Raw genomic sequence first — 18,460 nt, forward strand, 5'->3', positions numbered from 1 at the left:
GGGGACAACGCACATTTCCCCGATTACGCCATGCCCCTCATTCCTTGCTGCCATCCCGATTTCGCGTTTTTGACAACTTCGGTGGCATAACCCAAATGTGCGTTGCCCCTTTGGGGTAACGCACCCTACGTTTACTGCACGCCTTCGCGAGGAGGCAAACATGCGGACGTTTCGCCCGGTTGTTCTTGCATACCCCCGTGAGGGGCAAGCGTGCTGGCGTTCGGGGTTTTTGCGGGCCTTCGTGAGGAGGTAAACATGCGCGGGTTCGGCCCGGCCGTTCTTGTTTGCTACTTTGGGTGGTGGGTCTTGACCCACCCTATGGGACCGCAGCGTAAATCAGACGAAAGCGATAAGCACACACAAACCCCATTCACTGTCACGGCCCAGCATCCACGCCCGCCCGATGTTGCGCAGCAACGAGGCCAGCGCGGCTAGCAAACCAACGCCATCTCTTGAGCGCGCGAAGGGAGGCGACCCGGAGGGGCTCCGACTGAGCGTCGCGTCCGCGGAGCGGCAGCTATGCAACCCAAAGGATTTGCTTGAGGCTTTTGACCTACCCCCGCATTGCGGCAGCTAAGGGCGGCCTCTTTGGTTACTTTCTCGGCTGTAGGAGAAAGTGACGTGCTCCCGGGCACCCCCCGGGTATCAAAACATGCGCCGCAGGCTCAAGCGGTTAAGGCTTGCCCCGCAGCAGTCGAACCCAGACCCCAGACAGACAGGCTGACAGCCATACGGGGATTCTGGACATCCCCGACATCCCCGACATCAAGCATTCGCCCCAAAAATCAACGCCGCGGCCGATGCGCACCGTGTCGTTCCAGTACTGGCGATCATCCAGTTCCGGCCGTCGCTGGGTGAACAGGCTGTAGATGCGAAGCGTAAATCCCGCGTACGCAAACGTCCGCCATTCCAAAAGCAACCCGCCCGCCCAGCCAGCCGCCAAAACGAAAAAACGGCAGCCGAAGCTGCCGTTTGTGTCTTGCAATCGGCTAAGACGATTACACTGCGCGGCGACGTGCGCGGGCTGCGACCAGAGCCACCAGACCCAGACCCATCAGGGCGTAGGTTTCGGGTTCCGGAACCGGTGCAGTCGGTGCGCCGACAGCGAAGATGCCCAGCGAGAAGTTGCCGAGGCCGTTCACGCCAGTGCCCGTGCCGGTCAGGGTGTAGGTGTAGGTGCTGAACGTATCCAGCGAAACACCCAGCCAGTGGCCAGCGGTGGTGGTGCCAACCAGCGTGCTGCCTTTGTACAGCGACAGGATGGAGTCAGAGAACGTGATGGCGCCAGGAACATCAGCCACCGAGTAGAACGCGGTCAGCGCGCCGCCCAGGCTGGTGGTGTCCAGCGTCCACGAACCGCTGTAAGCGCCGTTGACAGGGCCGGTAGCGGTGTAGATGGACAGGCCTTCGCTCACGGTACCCAGGTTGGTAGCGAAAGCGCCGGTGGAAGCTGCGGCCAGCGCGAGGCTGGCAATAACGGTACGAAGTTTCATTTGTAAATCTCCTTGGCAAGTCGGATGGTTTTGTGCCGTTGGTATTACCCTTTTGGGGTCCCCGTGACATAAGCTGTGCGTGGCCTTAGGGGGCCTGCGCCAGCAGCTCCCATTCCGGTTCGTGGCCCGGCGGGACTGCTTGATGCTGCATAGGCATCGAGACTTCTTGTGCAGGCTGAAATCGCAAAATGCGTGGCCTTTCTCACCGCGCGGTTTGCACCTGATTTCAGTGATTGCATGCTATCAAGTAAGTTGAATTCTTTCAATAACTTTTTGATTCCTGGTGAAAATCGAAGGGAATTTGTAAGAAATACAGCAAATCCTGATAAAGGTAGCGCAAAAACGGTGCTTTTTGCGTGCTTTTGCCGCACCGTGCTGGCGCGTGTCAGAATTCGGCTTATGCCCGCAACGCCCCAGCTGCAAAGGATTGCAGGCTTTATTAAAGTAAAACGTCAGATTTTGTAAGTGGATTTTTTCGACTACAGTGCGCGCAATTAAAACGGTTGCGCCACTGTGGTGCGGGGTCAGCAATCAACAGGACAGGTGTCAGTGGCTGATAAACGGTGGGTAATCTGGTGTCGCGTGGTCGACAATTTTGGTGATATCGGCGTTTGTTGGCGTCTTGCGAGTCAACTACATCACAACTACAACGCCCAAGTGACGCTGTGGGTAGATGATCTGGCGACCTTTGCGCAGTTATTGCCAGCCGTCGCAAACGTGGCCGAGCAGGTACTGGAGGGCGTCACCATCAGACACTGGTCCGCCACGCCCGCGTTGGACGATGCGCCAGCCGATGTGGTGATTGAGGCCTTCGCCTGCGAACTGCCGCCCCTTGCGATCGCTGCGATGCGCGCGCAGCAACCGTTGCCGTTGTGGCTGAATCTGGAATATCTGTCGGCTGAGCCTTGGGTGGTGGACTGTCATGGTTTGCCGTCGCCACAGGGTGGAGGCCTGAACAAATATTTCTTCTTTCCGGGCTTTAGCGCGGGCACCGGCGGCGTATTGGGCGAGGCTGATTTGCCAGCGCGCCGCGCGGCATGGGGGCCGAGCCAGCGCGACGCCTGGTTGCATGCTCAGGGGGTGACGGCGCCGGCGCACTTTACCGTAAGCCTGTTTGCCTATGAGAACGCCGCGCTGCCTGCTTTATTAGAACAGTGGGCAGCGAGCCCCACGCCGATCAATATCCTGATGCCGCAAGGGCGCATCTGGACCTCGCTGCAAGCGGTGGTCGGGCCGCTGCAATTGGGACAACCGTTGCAACACGGCGCAGCCACAATCTATCCGCTGCCAATGCGGCCGCAAGCTGAATACGACGCCTTGTTGTGGAGTTGCGACCTGAACTTTGTGCGCGGCGAAGACAGCTTTGTGCGTGCGCAATGGGCGGGGCTGCCCTTGGTCTGGCACATCTATCCGCAGGAAGACGCAGTGCATCTGATCAAGCTGGATGCGTTTATTGAGCTTTATCTGAAAGACGCGCCCGCGGACGCTGCCGCCGCGTTACGCGCGCTGACCTATGGCTGGAACCACGGCGACCTGACCCACGGCGGCGTCACCCACGCGTGGCAAAGTGTGGTTGCGCATTGGCCCGCCTTGCGCATGCATGCACAGCGCTGGGCCGCCCATCTGGACGCCTTGGGTAATTTGGCAGCCAATCTGGCCAGATTCGCAAATGCCAGGCTAAAATAGCCGGTTTTTAAAATCCCGTTTAGCGACCGGCTGCAGCGATGCCGGTTATGAACAGCAACGTTTCAGCTTATTGCAACAGGAAGATTTTGAGATGAAGACCGCACAGGAAGTCCGTTCGGGTAACGTAATCATGGTCGACGGCGCGCCGCTGGTTGTGCAAAAGACCGAATACAACAAGTCGGGTCGTAACTCGGCGGTTGTAAAAATGAAGATGAAGAACCTGCTGACCGACGCACCGTCCGAAGCCATCTACAAGGCGGATGACAAGTTTGACGTCGTGGTTCTGGACAAGAAAGACTGCACCTACTCGTACTTTGCTGACCCGATGTACGTGTTTATGGACGCTGAATTCAACCAGTACGAAGTCGAAGCCGAAAACGTCGGCGACGCCGTTGGCTTTATCGTTGATGGCATGGAAGACCAGTGCGAAGTGACGTTCTACGACGGCAAGGCGATCTCGGTTGAACTGCCGACCACCATCGTGCGCGAAGTGGAATACACCGAACCGGCCGTCCGTGGCGACACGTCGGGCAAGGTGATGAAGCCGGCCCGTCTGAAAGGCACTACCACCGAGATCCAGGTGGCTGCGTTTATCGAAATCGGTGATCGCATCGAAATCGATACCCGCACCTTCGAATTCAAAAAGCGCGCCTGATTGATCGGCCTTGCTGTTTGAATCAAAAAAACCCGCTTACGAGCGGGTTTTTTTTACGCCTGTAGATCATCCGGGATAGCCCAACCGAGCCCGTGCACTACCTCGCCAAAGTCGGCCGCCAGCGGGCAGGTGAGGGCGAGGGTCTCGCCCGTCACCGGATGTGGAAAACGCATGGCGCTGCAGGCCAGCAACAAACGCGCATGGCCAAATACTTCGGCAAATTTGCGATTGTGCTGGCCCTTGCCGTAGGTGGCGTCGCCGATGATGGGATGGCTGATGTGTTTAAGGTGGCGGCGCAGCTGGTGGCGCCGCCCGGTGATCGGGTTCAGTTCGACCAGCGCGTAGCGGCTTTCAGGATATTTATCGATTTGCCACGGCTGGGTGGTGGTGGCCAGCGTCTTGTATTCGGTTACCGCATCCTGGATCGGGCCTTGCGGCGCGCCCGCGCGGATTTCTGATTCATCAAGCTGCTTGGCCAGCGCATGGTCGATGACGCCCGCGTCGCTGGGCCAGCCGCGCACAATCGCGTGATAGCGTTTGTGCACGTGCTGATGCTCAAACGCCAACGACAAGGCGCGGCCCGCTTCCGGGTTCAGACCAAACAGCAACAAGCCAGATGTGCCCTTATCCAGCCGATGCGCTGGATACACGCGGCGGCCCAACTGGTCGCGCAGCAATTGCACGGCAAAGCGCGTTTCGTGGCGATCCAGCATCGAGCGATGCACCAACAAGCCCGAAGGCTTGTGGATGGCGACGATTTGCTCGTCCATAAACACAATCGGTAATGCCAAGGCTGTTTATTCCGCGCCAAACGCACGCATGCGCAAGATTCTGAGTTGATCGCGCATTTGGGCGGCCTTCTCGAATTCCAGATTCTTGGCGGCGGCCAGCATTTCTTTTTCCAGCCGCTTGAGTTCGCGCGCCAGATCTTTCTGGTCCATTTCTTCCACCAGGCGCTGGCTCTTGGCCTCCAATCGATCGGCCGCGGCCTCTTCGGCGTTATACACGCCGTCGATAATGTCCTTGATGCGCTTGGTAATCGACTTGGGCACGATGCCGTTATCAAGGTTGAACTGCACTTGCTTGGCGCGCCGGCGCTGGGTTTCGTCGATGGCTTTGCGCATCGAGTCGGTAACCCGGTCGGCATACAGAATGGCGCGGCCGTTCAGGTTACGCGCGGCGCGGCCGATGGTCTGGATCAAGCTGCGCTCGCTGCGCAAGAAGCCTTCCTTGTCGGCATCGAGAATGGCCACCAAAGACACTTCGGGGATATCCAGACCCTCGCGCAACAAGTTGATGCCGATCAGCACATCGAACACGCCCAGCCGCAGATCGCGAATAATCTCAACCCGCTCCACCGTATCGATGTCCGAGTGCAGATAGCGCACTTTAACGCCGTGCTCGCCCAGGTATTCGGTCAGCTGTTCGGCCATGCGCTTGGTCAGCGTGGTTACCAGCACACGCTCGCCAATGGCGGCGCGTTTATTGATTTCGGACAGCACATCGTCCACCTGCGTGCCCACCGGGCGCACTTCGATTTCCGGGTCGACCAGACCGGTAGGGCGCACCAGTTGTTCCACCACCTGGCCCTGATGCTTTTCTTCGTAATCCGCCGGGGTGGCGGACACAAAGATGGTTTGCGGCATCATGCCTTCAAATTCTTCAAACTTGAGCGGACGGTTATCCATGGCGCTGGGCATACGGAAACCGTAATCAACCAGGTTTTCTTTACGCGCGCGGTCACCGCGATACATGCCGCCAATCTGGCCTATCATCACGTGCGACTCATCCAGAAACATCAACGAGTTGCGCGGCAGATAGTCGATCAGCGTGGGGGGCGGCTCGCCGGCCTTTTTGCCGGAAAAGTGGCGTGAGTAGTTTTCGATGCCTTTGCAAAAGCCCATTTCATTGAGCATTTCCAGATCAAACCGCGTGCGCTGTTCCAGCCGCTGCGCTTCCACCAGTTTGTTTTCTTTGTAATAGAAGTCGAGCCGGCTTTTGAGCTCGGTTTTGATAGTCTCCACCGCGCGCAGCACGGTATCGCGCGGCGTCACGTAATGGCTGGACGGAAAAACGGTAAACCGGCCCATGCGTTGTTTGATATGGCCGGTGAGCGGATCAAACAGGTTGATGGTTTCGATTTCGTCGTCAAACAGGCTGATGCGTACGGCCAGCTCGGCGTTCTCGGCGGGGAAGACGTCAATGACGTCGCCACGCACGCGGAAGGTGCCGCGCGAGAACGCCATTTCATTGCGCTCGTACTGCATCACCGTCAGGCGTTTGATGATGTCGCGCTGCGGATGGGTTTCGCCCTCTTTGAGGTGCAAAATCATCTTGTGATAATCGCTCGGGTCGCCAATACCGTAGATGGCCGAGACGGTGGCCACGATGATTACATCGGGGCGTTCCAGCATCGCTTTGGTGGCGGACAGCCGCATTTGCTCAATGTGCTCGTTGATCGAAGAGTCTTTCTCGATAAACAAATCCTTGGACGGCACATACGCTTCGGGCTGGTAGTAGTCGTAATACGAGACGAAGTATTCGACGGCATTTTCCGGAAAGAACTCACGGAATTCGGAATAAAGCTGCGCCGCCAGCGTCTTGTTGGGCGCCATCACAATCGCCGGGCGGCCCGTGCGCGCGATGACATTGGCCATCGTGTAGGTCTTGCCCGAGCCGGTTACGCCCAGCAGCGTCTGAAACTGCAAGCCATCCTCCAGACCTTCTACCAACTGGTCGATGGCCACTGGCTGGTCCCCCGACGGCGGAAAAGGCTGGAACAGCTTGTACGGCGAATTCGGGAATTCTACAAACACGGGGCTATCCTCAAGGCGTTTGCGCAATCGATGGATTCTACGCGCAAAAAACGGTTCATGAAACGAACGTTCTATGAGAAGTGGCGCTGGCCCGGAAAGATTTCAATATCGCCGCTGTCGCGACGAAACGGCAGCGCTTTCCTACGTGCCCCGCGCTAAGCCAGCTCCCCATCTTCGGCTTAGCCCTTGGTTTTAGCTTTAGCCCTGGCCCTGGCCCCGCGACAGCGAAGCGCCTCGCAGCATCAACAAAGCCGCGTCGGGGGCGGTGCAGTGCGGTCAGTTCGCATACCGCCGGAACGGAAGAACCGGAGTGGCCAGGTAGGCCATGAGGATTCTGAGTACCGCCGGGATGCGAAATGGCCGTGCTGCACCGCCCCCTCAATAAAAAAACCCCGCGGGTCTAACCGCGGGGTAATGCTGTGCTGCCATGGGGTTAGAGTGCACTAACCCGCAGTTGTTCCAGGATCGCCGGATTCTCCAGCGTCGAAACGTCCTGCGTAATCTCTTCACCCTTCGCAATCACGCGTAACAACCGGCGCATGATCTTGCCCGAGCGCGTCTTCGGCAGGTTCTCGCCAAAGCGGATTTCATCGGGTTGGGCGATCTTGCCGATCTCGTGCGCCACCCATTCGCGTAGCTCGCGCGCGATGCGCTTGGCGTCCTCGCCTTCGGGGCGGTTTTGCTTCAGCACCACAAACGCCACCACGGCTTCGCCTTTGATTTCGTGCGGCCGGCCCACCACGGCAGCCTCGGCCACCAGCGGGTTGGCGACCAGCGCCGATTCAATTTCCATCGTGCCCAAACGGTGGCCGGATACATTCAACACGTCATCAATGCGGCCCATGATCCAGATGTAGCCGTTTTCGTCGGTGTGCGCCGAATCGCCCGCCAAGTACAACTGGCCGTTGAATTCTTCGGGGAAATACGTCTTCTTGAAGCGATCCGGGTCGCCCCAGATGGTGCGCACCATCGACGGCCACGGCTTTTTGATGACCAGCGCGCCGCCTTTACCTGGTTCGACCGGCGCGCCGGATTCATCGACGATATCGGCCAGAATACCCGGCAGCGGCAGTGTGCAAGAACCCGGTTTGGTCGCAACGGCACCCGGCAGCGGGGCAATCATGTGGGCGCCGGTTTCGGTTTGCCACCACGTATCGACAATCGGGCAACGACCGCCGCCCACCACTTCGTGATACCAGATCCACGCTTCAGGGTTGATCGGCTCGCCCACCGTGCCCAGCAAACGCAGGCTGCTCAGATCATGCTGTCCGGGCAGATCGGCGCCCAGTTTGATCAGCGAGCGGATCGCGGTGGGCGCGGTGTAGAACGTGGTGACCTTATGCCTGGCGATCATCGACCAGAAGCGGTTGGCATCCGGATAGGTGGGGATGCCCTCAAACACCACTTGCGTGGCGCCGATGGCCAGCGGGCCATAACACACATACGAATGGCCGGTAATCCAGCCCACGTCGGCCGTGCACCAGAACACATCGTCCGGCTTGTAATCGAATACCCATTTCATCGTGACCAGCGTGCCGAGCAGATAACCGCCGCTGGAATGCTGGATGCCTTTGGGTTTGCCGGTGGAGCCGCTGGTATACAGAATAAATAGTGGATCTTCGGCGTTCATCCATTCCGGTTCGCACTCGGTTGGTTGCTGCGCCGTCAGTTCGTGCCACCACACATTGCGCGCGTCCCACTGGGCGGGCGCGGTTTGCGTGCGCTGGAACACCACAATGTGCTGGATTGATTCGCAACCGCCCAGCGCCAGCGCGTCGTCCACCACGGCTTGCAACGGCACCGATTTACCGCCGCGCAGGCCCTCGTTGGCGGTAATCACCAGCGACGCGCGCGCGTCGCCAATGCGTTCTTGCAGCGATTTGGCCGAGAAGCCGCCAAATACCACCGAGTGGATCGCGCCTATGCGGGCGCACGCTTGCATGGCCACCACGGCTTCGACGCCCATCGGCATATACACCACCACGCGGTCGCCTTTCTTGACGCCCAGGCTGCGCAGGCCATTGGCAAACTGGCACACGCGTTGATGCAGTTCGCGATAGGTAACCGGCGTGGAGGTACCATCATCGGCTTCGAAGATGATGGCGGGTTTGTCGCCGCTGCCCGCCAGATGACGGTCGAGGCAGTTGTACGACACGTTCAGCGTGCCGTCTTCAAACCATTTGTAGAATGGCGCCTCGGTGCTGTTCAGCACCTTGGTAAACGGTTGCTTCCATGACACCAGCTCGCGGCCCAGATCGGCCCAGAAGCCTTCGTAATCGTTGTTGGCTTGCTCGCACAGGGCGTTGTATCCCTCCATGCCCGATACATTCGCTTTAACGCGAAAGTCCTCTGAGGGCGGAAACAGGCGGTTTTCTTTTAATACCGAGTCGATCGTGCTCATGCGTGCTCCACTGCGGAGTAAGGAATAGTGTGTATGGACTCTAAAGCTGACGATGCCTGCAATCCAATCGTGTTTTTTGATGCGGCGAATCAGTAACGCTGATATTGCGCCGCAACATCGTGGCCACATTTCTGATCGCGTAATGCATGTTAGTTGCTGATTTATTGTGTTTTTTTGTGCAAGCCAAGCGCGACATTCACATAGTATTGGCCCGCCGCGCTTGCTAGATTGCCTGCCTTTTGCCTGGCAAGGGAACGCAACTATCATGTTCGCAAAACATTATCTGGCCGAGTTTTTCGGCACGTTGATTCTGGTGTTATTTGGCTGTGGCGCCGCGGTGTTCGCGGGGCCGGAGATTGGCCACACGGGTATCGCTTTCGCATTTGGGCTGGCCATCGTGACGGTCGCTTATGGTTTTGGGCATTGGTCGGGCGCACACGTTAACCCGGCCGTCACGCTGGGCGTGCTGATCGCGGGCCGCATGCGGCCGCAACGGGCGCTGGGTTATATCGTGGCCCAATGCCTGGGCGCGATGGCGGGTGCGGCGATCATTTATCTGATCGCGACCGGCCAGGGCGGCACGGCCACCCAGTTTGGCCAGAACCAGTACGCCGATGGCGCGCTGCAAGCGGCGCTGGTGTTTGAGTTCGTTGCCACACTGATTTTTGTGTCGATGATTCTGGGCGTCACGTCGCGCGCGGAAAACGCCTTGATCGCTGGCGTGGCCATCGGCCTGACGCTGACCGCGATCCACCTGGTGGGCATTCCGCTGACCGGCACTTCGGTGAATCCGGCGCGTAGCCTGGGCCCGGCCTTGTTTGCCGGTGGCATTGCGCTGTCGCAACTGTGGTTGTTCTTGCTGGCACCCGCTGCCGCCGGCGTGATTGCCGGCATGGGTCAACGCCTGCTGGAGCGCCCATAAGCCATAGCAAGGGTACGTACTAACGAAAACGCCCCGCAGCAAGCGGGGCGTTTTCACGAGGTGGTCCCCGTTTTTTTTGTGATGCAGTGTCATACCTTCTTTTTTTGCTTCGTCTCCGATCCTGCTATGCCTTAATGGCTGGCGGCCCCTTCGGCGCCCACGCCGGTCATCGAGCGCACAAACTGCGCATCGAAAGCGGCTTTTTCTTGAGCGGCAGCAGCGCTGGTATCCATTTTTGACACCGCCCAGATCACGATAAAGGCCAGCGGCATCGAGAAGATCGACGGGTTGTCATACGGGAAGATGGGCGCGGCATTGCCGAGAATCTTCACCCACACGGTGGGGCCAGTGACGATCATGGCCACCGCGCAGAGCAGGCCCAGCGAACCGCCCGCGACCGCGCCCCGCGTGGTCAGGCCACGCCAGAACATGGCCAGGAACAACACCGGAAAGTTAGCCGAAGCCGCCACCGAGAAGGCCAGGCCCACCATAAAGGCGACGTTGGTTTTCTGGAACGCGATACCCAGCAGGATGGCCACTACGCCCAAGCCCAGCGTGGCGTATTTCGATACGCGGATTTCGTGCGCTTCGTTAGTACGGCCACGAGCAAACACGTTGGCGTACAAGTCATGCGAGATCGCCGATGCGCCGCTGAGCGTCAGCCCCGACACCACGGCCAGGATGGTGGCAAATGCCACGGCCGAGATGAAGCCCTGGAACATATCGCCGCCCACCGCATAAGCCAGGTGAATGGCGGGCATGTTGGCGCCCCCAATCAACTGCGTGACCTGCTTGCCTTTTTCCATCACCGTGGTGGTGTACTCGGGCTTGCCCATCACCAGCATGATTGCGCCAAAGCCGATGATGAAGGTCAGGATGTAGAAGTAGCCGATAAAGCCGGTGGCATAAAACACCGATTTGCGTGCCTCTTTAGCGTCTTTAACCGTAAAGAAGCGCATCAGGATGTGCGGCAGGCCCGCGGTACCAAACATCAACCCGATGCCCAGCGAGATGGTTTCGATGGGCGAGGTATTGCCCGGCGCCATGATGGCCAGATGCTTGGGGTGCACTGACACGGCGGTCTGGAACAGCGTTTCAAAGCTGAAGCCCGCCGCCTGCATCACCATAAACGCCATAAACGTGGCGCCACACAACAACATCACCGCCTTGATGATCTGCACCCAGGTGGTGGCCAGCATGCCGCCAAAGGTGACATACAGCACCATCAGCACGCCGACGATAATGACGGCGGTGGCGTAGGGCAGGCCAAACAGCAACTGGATCAGCTGACCCGCGCCCACCATCTGCGCGATCAGATACAGCGTCACCACAATCAGCGTGCCGGTGGCGGCAAAGCTGCGGATCGGGGTTTGTTTAAGGCGATACGAGGCGACATCGGCAAAGGTAAATTTGCCCAGGTTACGCAGGCGTTCGGCCACCAGAAACGTGATGATCGGCCAGCCCACCAGAAAGCCCAGCGAGTAGATCAGCCCGTCATAGCCCTTGGTAAATACCAGCGCCGAGATACCGAGAAACGACGCGGCCGACATAAAGTCACCGGCAATGGCCAGGCCATTCTGCAAACCGGTAATGCCGCCGCCTGCCGCGTAAAAATCTTTGGCTGAGCGGGTGCGACGCGCTGCCCAGTAAGTGATGCCCAAGGTAAATGCGACAAAAATCAGAAAGATGATAATGGCGTGCCAGTTGGTCTCGCGTTGCTTGACCGGGCCTTCCAGCGCACCGGCCGCCCACGTCGGCAAACTGGACATCAAGGCGATACTGGCCAGCGTAAGGCGATCAGTTGCGCGCATTGCGAGCCTCCGCGATCACTTGTTGATTGAGCGTATCGAATTCGCCATTGGCGCGACGCACATAAATGCCAGTCAGCACAAACGCCAGCACAATCAACAACATGCCCAGTGGAATGCCGATGGTGGTGACACCGCCGGCAAACAGCGGGGTGCCCAGCACGGACGGGGCCAGCGCAATCATCAAAATCAGACCGACGTAGGCCACCAGGATGATGATGGCCAGGGTCCAGCTGAGGCTGCTTTTTTTGTGCACCAGTTCATGAAACCTGGGATTGTTCTGGATACGCTGGATTACGGGGTCATCCATGTTCTCTCTCCTGAAAATCAATGCGGTGAGACCGACGCACGCGCGCAGCTTCTTGTGGATGAAGCCTTTATCTGCAGAGTCGTACATGCCGTGTGTTCGGGTCGTGCCTCACTGTATGGAGCGCCAGGAGCGGAAGCTAATTGCAATTTTTGATGCGCGAAATCAAAAACGCTTATGCTGCATTGCAAGAAACTGACGCAGAGCGGCGTAGTCATTGGCTTGCAGACTACACATCAGGTACGCAACGCAACACGCTCAACACGTTTCGGGCAATAATCATTTCCTATGGAAATCTACCAATTACGCACTTTTGTTGCCGTCGCCCAACAGGGCCACCTGACCCAGGCCGCTGAATTGCTTCATTTATCCCAGCCCGCCGTCACCGCGCAGATCAAGGCGCTGGAGGAAGAACTGGGGATGGCGCTGTTTGAGCGCTTTCCGGGTGGTGTGCAATTAACTGAAGGCGGCAAAGCATTCCTACCGGATGCCGAGCATATTCTGGCGGTTTCACGCGATATGCTTTACCGCGCCAAGGCAATGGTGGCCGAGCCGAAAGGAAAGGTGCGCATTGGCACCGTGGGCGTGGCCGCGCGTTTGCGGATCGGGCCGTGGCTGGCGTTGCTGCGACAGAAATGCCCGCTGATTACGGTGCAGACCACGCAGGGGATTTCGGGGGCGGTCTTGAACGACGTACGCAAAAAGACGCTGGATGGTGGCTTTTATTTTGGCCGCAATCCGTTTCAGAACGTCAATTCCTTGCCCTTGTCGGAACTCGGTTTTTGCGTGGCGCTACCGCTGAACCTGGCGGAGCAACTGCAGCAAGCTGACTGGAAAACGCTGGGCAAAGCGCCGTGGCTGGGTTTGTCGCAGTTTATGAGTCTGAGCGGGATTACCGCCGAGCTTTGGCGCACGCACAATATCGCGCCCAAGCGGGTGGGGGAGTTTGATGACGAAGCCACGCTGGCTGAACTGGTCAAAGCGGGGCTGGGCGTGTCTTTGCTGGCGGAACGCACGGCACGCCGGTTTGAAGCGGAAGGCTCGATTGCCTTGTGGCGCGGTGGGGAGGTGGCGATTACTGCGCCGCTGCAGTTTATTTATTCGGCGGACCGGCAGAGTGATCCGATGTTGGCGTTATTGCTGGATTCGTTGCGCGAGATCTGGCCGCAGGCCGAAGCGTGAGGTTTGGCGTGCCTTAGCACCAGTTGGACCGGCCGGACACGGGTGTGATCGGATTTGCGGGCACGCAAAAACAAAAAACCCACGCATTGGTGGGTTTTTTGTTTTCCGTCCGGCACAGGACCAGGGAATCCGTTTGCCGTTGAACATGCCAACGACGCGCTGAATTACTTCAGCTTGGTTTCCTTGTACATCACGTGCTTGCGGGCAACCGGATCGAACTTTTTGATTTCCATCTTTTCCGGCATGGTGCGCTTGTTCTTGGTGGTCGTGTAGAAGTGACCGGTACCAGCGCTGGATTCGAGCTTGATCTTTTCACGCATGATCTTTACCTATTACAGTTCGCCGCGTGCGCGGAGGTCGGCCAGAACGGTTTCGATGCCGTTCTTGTCGATGGTGCGCAGGGCAGCGTTGGATACGCGCAGGCGCACCCAGCGGTTTTCGCTCTCAACCCAGAAACGACGGGATTGGAGGTTCGGGAGAAAACGACGTTTCGTTTTGTTGTTGGCGTGGGAAACGTTGTTCCCGGTTACCGGACGCTTGCCGGTAACGATGCATACACGTGCCATGGTTAGGATTCCCTGACTTCTGGAAAAACCGTGTTTATATCACGATTCAAGTTATCCGTTCAAGCCAAAATGCCATCGGCCGACGGGGGTGTTGCAGAATAGCGGAGCCGGGCGCTTAGATCAACAAGCTTTTATCGCTATGTTGATGATTCGCCTGGGAGTTTCTTACGCCCCATAGGGTGGGTCTGGACCCACCATGCAATGCCGCCGAGAAGGAATGTGATGCGTGCTTCTCGCGCGACATTGATGGGTGGGTCTGGCCCCACCATGCAATGCCGCCGAGAAGGAATGTGATGCGTGCTTCTCGCGCGCCATTGATGGGTGGGTCATGACCCACCCTATGGGTTCCCAGGCGGTGTTGTCACTCCGCCGAAGCCGCGGGCGCCAGCACCACGCGGTTGCCGTTGGTTTCCATCGGACTGACCAGCCCGGCGGTCTCCATTTGCTCGATCAAGCGTGCCGCGCGGTTGTAACCAATGCGCAGCTGGCGCTGGACTGAGGAAATCGAAGCGCGGCGGCTTTTCAGCACAAACTGCACGGCATCGTCATATAGCGGGTCGGAATCCTCGCCCGCGCCGCCACTCGCGCCGCCTGCATCCGCCCATGGCGCGCCGCCACTGGCTGCGCCTTCCGCCTCAAACCCGCCGTTGAGAATGCCGTCGATGTAATCGGGCTCGCCGGTCGATTTGAGAAACGCCACCACCTTGTGCACTTCTTCATCGGCCACAAACGCACCATGCACGCGTTGCGGATAGCCGGTGCCCGGCGGCAGGAACAACATATCACCCTGGCCCAGCAGCGCTTCCGCGCCCATCTGGTCCAGAATCGTGCGGCTATCAATCTTGGATGAAACCTGGAACGCCATGCGCGTTGGAATATTGGCTTTGATCAGGCCGGTAATCACATCAACGCTGGGGCGCTGTGTCGCCAGGATCAAATGGATGCCCGCGGCACGCGCCTTCTGCGCCAGTCGGGCAATCAATTCTTCAATCTTCTTGCCCGCCACCATCATCAAGTCAGCGAATTCATCGACCACCACCACCACAAACGGCAGATGCTCTAGCTGTTCGGGCTCGTCCGGGTTAATTGAGAACGGATTGGTCAGCGGTTTGCCGGCTTTCTCGGCGTCTTTCACTTTCTGGTTAAAGCCCGCCAGATTGCGCACACCCATCGCGCTCATCAGGCGATAGCGTTTTTCCATTTCGGCCACACACCAGTTCAGCGCGTTGGCGGCCAGTTTCATATCGGTGACCACGGGCGCCAGCAGATGCGGAATGCCGTCGTAGATCGACAATTCCAGCATTTTGGGGTCGACCATGATAAAGCGCACTTCGTCGGGCGTAGCCTTGTACAGCAGCGACAAAATCATCGCGTTAACGCCCACTGATTTACCCGAGCCCGTGGTGCCCGCCACCAACATATGCGGCGCGCGGCCGAGGTCGGTGACGATGGGTTTGCCGGTAATATCCTTGCCCAGCGCCATGGTCAGGCGCGAGCCCATCGCGTGGAAGGGCTCGGACGACAGGATTTCGCTCAGGCGAATCATTTGCCGCGTCGGGTTGGGCAATTCCAGACCCATACAGGTTTTGCCGGGGATGGTTTCCACTACGCGGATCGACACCAGGCCCAGCGCGCGCGACAAATCCTTCATCAGATTGACGATCTGCGAGCCTTTAACCCCCACGGCTGGTTCGATTTCGTAACGCGTAATCACCGGGCCGGGATAGGCTGCGATGACTTTGACTTCAACGTTGAAATCGCCCAGCTTGCGTTCGATCAAACGGCTGGTGAATTCCAGCGTTTCGTGGCTGATGGTTTCCTGCGCCACCGGGGCAGGGGCCAGCAGATTCAGCGGCGGCAGCGCGTTGGGCTCACCGGGCTGACGCGGCAGGTCTTCAAATTCAAACAGCGTAGGCTGCACCGCTTTTTTCTGCTCTTGCTCGGCTTTTTTCTCGGCGGCTTTGACTACGGCCTTGGCCACCGGCACTTCCATCACCGGCTCTTCGATAATCAGCGGCGCTTTATCAACCTGCTTTTTCTTTTCGACACTGACGCGTTCTTCGCGCTGCACCGCAGCCACGCGGCCGATGCGGCGATCCTGCGCGGCGTGCCATGCGGCCACCAGTTTCAGCGCAATCCATTCCAGCGCGCCGCCCAGCTTTTCCATCAGGTCCAGCCACGACAAACCTGTAAATAAAGACATCCCGATGGCCCATGCCATCGCCAGGGCCAGGGTGGCGCCGGCAAACCCCAGCACGTGATACAGCCAGCCACCCAGCGCCAGGCCCAGCACGCCACCGGGCGACAAAGGCAGTGGCATATGCAGGCTGTGCAGGCGCAGCGCTTCCATGCTGCAACTGGCCACGATCATCAACATAAAGCCGATGCAGGCCAGCAGCACGACGGGGCGCGAAGATTCATTGATGCGATCGATACGGCGATAGCCCCACCAGATGGCGGCAAACAAAAACGTCACCCACCACCAGGCCGAGAAGCCGAACACAGACAGGAAAATATCGGATAACCATGCGCCGACCACGCCAGCGCGGTTGTGCACATCGGCATGCGTGGCGCTATGCGACCAGCCCGGATCATCCGGTGCCCAGGTCACCAGTGCCAGCACCAGATACAACACGGCCGCCACCAACAACAGCCACCATGATTCTCGCAACAGATTGGCCAGTTGCGGCGGTAGCGCCGCCTTGACCGAGGCATTGGCGACGTTTTTCTTGCGGAATAAAGCCATGTTCTTTTGAGTGGATGCTTGCGGACGGTTCATCGACGGCCCTGGCCCGGGCTGCCGGGCGCGTCAAGTCGCTGATTAAAAGTGAGAGATTGCCACAGCGGCGCGTGCACCGCACGGACGGACGTCGGCGCGTTCACACAGCGCGGCGCGGGGGCATGGGCGGATGTGTCAGCGCGAGTCTGACAGGGCGGTGTTGCGCCAGCGCCCTTCAGACCCGAAGCGCCAGCCCGGCGCGCGCATCCACCAACTCGCGCGTTCAGGTCAGAAACCCCGCCAGCTTGTTTTCCATGATGCGTGGGTTCTCGCCATTGGCGATGGTGACGATGCCTTCCATCATCATTTCGCGCCGACGCACTTCGGTGTCGATGTGCTGGCGCAGCTTGCTGTAGATCGGCAGAAAAATCAGGTTGGCCGAGCCCACGCCATAAATGGTGGCCACAAACGCCACTGCAATGCCCGCGCCCAGCTTGCCCGGGTCGGTCAGGTTTTCCATCACGTGGATCAGGCCCAGCACCGCGCCCAGAATGCCGATGGTGGGGGCATAGCCGCCCGCCGATTCCCAGATGCGCGCGGCCGCTTTGGCGCGCAGTTCCCAAGCATCGATATCCAGTTCCAGCGCTTTGCGGATCATGTCGGGTTCCGCGCCATCCACCAGCAATTGAATACCGCGTTTTACATAGGCGTCTTTCTCGGCCTGCGCGTATTGCTCCAGACCCAGCAAACCGCCACGGCGCGCTTGCTGGCTCCAGCCCATCAGTGTGGTAAGAATGCGACGAAAATCGTGCTGCGGCGGCAGGAACACCCACTTCAGCATGCGTACGCCCGCCATAAAGTCGGGCAGGCGGCTTTGCAACATCACCGCGCCGATGGTGCCGCCAATCACGATCAGGAATGCGGTGAACTGCAACAACGACGCGATATGGCCACCCTCGAGCCATTGGCCCAGCACGATGGCCGAAATACCCAGCACTAATCCGATTACGCTTGTTTTGTCCATTGAGTCAGCGGGTTGATGTTGTTCTTGAGAGCCAGATCGCGGCCCGGGCTGGCTTTAGCGATGCAGCCAGTCTTGCACGCGACTGCGTAAACGCGCTACGGCCTGGCTATGCAATTGCGAAACACGAGACTCGGTAACGCCCAGTACGGCGCCGATTTCTTTCAGGTTCAGCTCTTCATCGTAGTACAAGGCCATCACCAGTTGTTCGCGCTCGGGCAACAGCGCAATGCCTTCAATCAACAGTTTTTTAAAGCCGCTGTCTTCCAGTTGCGCCAACGGATTGGCGTGATGGTCGGCGGTAAACTGGTCCAGCTGATCGTTTTCGTCTTCGTCTTCAAAATCTTCGTAATACACCAGCTGATGCCCGCGCGCGTCGGCCAGCATGGCCTGGTATTCGTCCAGCGGCATGCTCATCGACGTGGCCACTTCGGCTTCATGCGGCGCGCGGCCCAGTTTTTGTTCGAGCGCGTGGATGGCTTTTTCGATATCGCGCATGTTCTTGCGCGTCTGGCGCGGCGCCCAGTCGGCGCTGCGCAGTTCATCCAGCATGGCACCGCGGATGCGTTGCGTGGCAAAGGTCTCGAATTGCACCCCGGCATTGGGATCGAAATTGCGTGCGGCTTCCATCAGGCCAATCAGGCCCACCTGGATCAGATCTTCCACTTCAACACTGGCAGGCAGCCGCGACACCAGGTGGTAAGCGATGCGCTTGACCAGCGGGGCGTGCCGGGCGACGCGGTCGTCGTCGCTCGAAGCCTGGGTCTGACGATAAAGGTGCAATGCGCGTTGTGCGGGCATACCAGGATTACGGGTCTCTGTGCGATCAATCAAGGGCGGCAGTGTCATGGCGCCAACCTGCCCCTCACGCCGCGCGCCGAGCC

15 protein-coding genes and 1 pseudogene are annotated in these 18,460 nt (G+C 58.8%); 5 read left to right on the forward strand and 11 right to left on the reverse strand.

The genetic code is table 11. The annotated features are described in order from the left end of the window. Positions 1–998 precede the first annotated feature (998 nt). Positions 999–1,103: pseudogene (locus WG78_RS23365) on the reverse strand (PEP-CTERM sorting domain-containing protein); the annotation flags it as partial. A 558-nt stretch (positions 1,104–1,661) separates the two neighbouring features. Here WG78_RS23365 and WG78_RS22380 point away from each other — a divergent pair. From WG78_RS22380 to efp, 3 genes are all read left to right on the forward strand, one after another. After that, entirely contained in the window at positions 1,662–1,958 is a 297-nt protein-coding gene (locus WG78_RS22380) for a hypothetical protein (RefSeq protein ID WP_152969122.1), read from the forward strand. Positions 1,959–2,042: 84 nt separating this feature from the next. After that, positions 2,043–3,179, forward strand: coding sequence for an elongation factor P maturation arginine rhamnosyltransferase EarP (gene earP / locus WG78_RS08025; protein WP_269082657.1), 1,137 nt, complete (start codon positions 2,043–2,045; stop codon positions 3,177–3,179). Between the two features lie 91 nt (positions 3,180–3,270). After that, a complete protein-coding gene (gene efp / locus WG78_RS08030) occupies positions 3,271–3,834 on the forward strand; it encodes an elongation factor P (RefSeq protein ID WP_053937294.1) in 564 nt (187 codons plus the stop codon). A gap of 53 nt (positions 3,835–3,887) precedes the next feature. On the opposite strand, the gene WG78_RS08035 is transcribed toward efp, so the two are convergent. The 3 genes from WG78_RS08035 to acs form a co-directional block, all read right to left on the reverse strand. Further along, on the reverse strand, positions 3,888–4,625 hold the full coding sequence (locus WG78_RS08035) for a pseudouridine synthase (protein WP_236692001.1): 738 nt from the start codon (positions 4,623–4,625) through the stop codon (positions 3,888–3,890). Positions 4,626–4,631: 6 nt separating this feature from the next. Then, positions 4,632–6,650, reverse strand: coding sequence for an excinuclease ABC subunit UvrB (gene uvrB, locus WG78_RS08040; RefSeq protein ID WP_053937397.1), 2,019 nt, complete (start codon positions 6,648–6,650; stop codon positions 4,632–4,634). A 433-nt stretch (positions 6,651–7,083) separates the two neighbouring features. After that, positions 7,084–9,051, reverse strand: a complete 1,968-nt coding sequence (gene acs, locus WG78_RS08045; RefSeq protein WP_053937296.1) for an acetate--CoA ligase — start codon at positions 9,049–9,051, stop codon at positions 7,084–7,086. A gap of 265 nt (positions 9,052–9,316) precedes the next feature. Between acs and WG78_RS08050 the strand changes: the two genes are divergently transcribed. After that, positions 9,317–9,973: an aquaporin gene (locus WG78_RS08050; RefSeq protein WP_053937297.1), complete on the forward strand. Its 657-nt coding sequence runs from the start codon at positions 9,317–9,319 to the stop codon at positions 9,971–9,973. A 131-nt stretch (positions 9,974–10,104) separates the two neighbouring features. On the opposite strand, the gene WG78_RS08055 is transcribed toward WG78_RS08050, so the two are convergent. Both WG78_RS08055 and WG78_RS08060 read right to left on the reverse strand, forming a co-directional pair. After that, the gene (locus WG78_RS08055; RefSeq protein ID WP_053937298.1) at positions 10,105–11,784 is read right to left on the reverse strand and encodes a cation acetate symporter; all 1,680 of its coding nucleotides are present in this window, start codon (positions 11,782–11,784) and stop codon (positions 10,105–10,107) included. Next, complete coding sequence (locus tag WG78_RS08060) at positions 11,771–12,091, reverse strand: DUF485 domain-containing protein (protein ID WP_053937299.1); 321 nt, start codon at positions 12,089–12,091, stop codon at positions 11,771–11,773. The genes WG78_RS08055 and WG78_RS08060 overlap by 14 nt, the downstream gene beginning before the upstream one ends. 285 nt (positions 12,092–12,376) lie before the next feature. Here WG78_RS08060 and WG78_RS08065 point away from each other — a divergent pair, with 285 nt between their 5' ends. Beyond that, positions 12,377–13,270, forward strand: a complete 894-nt coding sequence (locus WG78_RS08065) for a LysR family transcriptional regulator (protein ID WP_053937300.1) — start codon at positions 12,377–12,379, stop codon at positions 13,268–13,270. A 164-nt stretch (positions 13,271–13,434) separates the two neighbouring features. Here WG78_RS08065 and rpmG read toward each other — a convergent pair whose 3' ends face one another. The 5 genes from rpmG to WG78_RS08090 all read right to left on the reverse strand — a co-directional run bounded on the left by rpmG (position 13,435) and on the right by WG78_RS08090 (position 18,425). Further along, positions 13,435–13,590, reverse strand: a complete 156-nt coding sequence (gene rpmG / locus WG78_RS08070) for a 50S ribosomal protein L33 (protein WP_013441158.1) — start codon at positions 13,588–13,590, stop codon at positions 13,435–13,437. Between the two features lie 12 nt (positions 13,591–13,602). Beyond that, positions 13,603–13,836, reverse strand: coding sequence for a 50S ribosomal protein L28 (gene rpmB, locus WG78_RS08075; protein ID WP_053937301.1), 234 nt, complete (start codon positions 13,834–13,836; stop codon positions 13,603–13,605). Positions 13,837–14,197: 361 nt separating this feature from the next. Further along, complete coding sequence (locus WG78_RS08080; protein ID WP_236692002.1) at positions 14,198–16,615, reverse strand: DNA translocase FtsK; 2,418 nt, start codon at positions 16,613–16,615, stop codon at positions 14,198–14,200. Between the two features lie 223 nt (positions 16,616–16,838). Then, entirely contained in the window at positions 16,839–17,579 is a 741-nt protein-coding gene (locus WG78_RS08085) for a flagellar motor protein (protein ID WP_053937303.1), read from the reverse strand. Positions 17,580–17,633: 54 nt separating this feature from the next. After that, positions 17,634–18,425 (reverse strand): RNA polymerase sigma factor FliA, encoded by a 792-nt coding sequence (locus WG78_RS08090; protein WP_308417196.1) that lies wholly within the window; start codon positions 18,423–18,425, stop codon positions 17,634–17,636. Positions 18,426–18,460: the final 35 nt, after the last annotated feature.

The organism is Amantichitinum ursilacus (assembly GCF_001294205.1).
GTDB classification, from domain to species: Bacteria; Pseudomonadota; Gammaproteobacteria; order Burkholderiales; family Chitinibacteraceae; genus Amantichitinum; species Amantichitinum ursilacus.

What these genes read in the sequence shown, in the direction of transcription:
- efp (WP_053937294.1), top strand. Translation starts at nt 3,271, where the DNA reads ATGAAGACCGCACAGGAAGTCCGTTCGGGTAACGTAATCATGGTCGAC.
- acs (WP_053937296.1), bottom strand. Translation starts at nt 9,051, where the DNA reads ATGAGCACGATCGACTCGGTATTAAAAGAAAACCGCCTGTTTCCGCCC.
- WG78_RS08050 (WP_053937297.1), top strand. Translation starts at nt 9,317, where the DNA reads ATGTTCGCAAAACATTATCTGGCCGAGTTTTTCGGCACGTTGATTCTG.
- WG78_RS08055 (WP_053937298.1), bottom strand. Translation starts at nt 11,784, where the DNA reads ATGCGCGCAACTGATCGCCTTACGCTGGCCAGTATCGCCTTGATGTCC.
- WG78_RS08060 (WP_053937299.1), bottom strand. Translation starts at nt 12,091, where the DNA reads ATGGATGACCCCGTAATCCAGCGTATCCAGAACAATCCCAGGTTTCAT.
- WG78_RS08065 (WP_053937300.1), top strand. Translation starts at nt 12,377, where the DNA reads ATGGAAATCTACCAATTACGCACTTTTGTTGCCGTCGCCCAACAGGGC.
- rpmG (WP_013441158.1), bottom strand. Translation starts at nt 13,590, where the DNA reads ATGCGTGAAAAGATCAAGCTCGAATCCAGCGCTGGTACCGGTCACTTC.
- rpmB (WP_053937301.1), bottom strand. Translation starts at nt 13,836, where the DNA reads ATGGCACGTGTATGCATCGTTACCGGCAAGCGTCCGGTAACCGGGAAC.
- WG78_RS08080 (WP_236692002.1), bottom strand. Translation starts at nt 16,615, where the DNA reads ATGAACCGTCCGCAAGCATCCACTCAAAAGAACATGGCTTTATTCCGC.
- WG78_RS08085 (WP_053937303.1), bottom strand. Translation starts at nt 17,579, where the DNA reads ATGGACAAAACAAGCGTAATCGGATTAGTGCTGGGTATTTCGGCCATC.
- WG78_RS08090 (WP_308417196.1), bottom strand. Translation starts at nt 18,425, where the DNA reads ATGACACTGCCGCCCTTGATTGATCGCACAGAGACCCGTAATCCTGGT.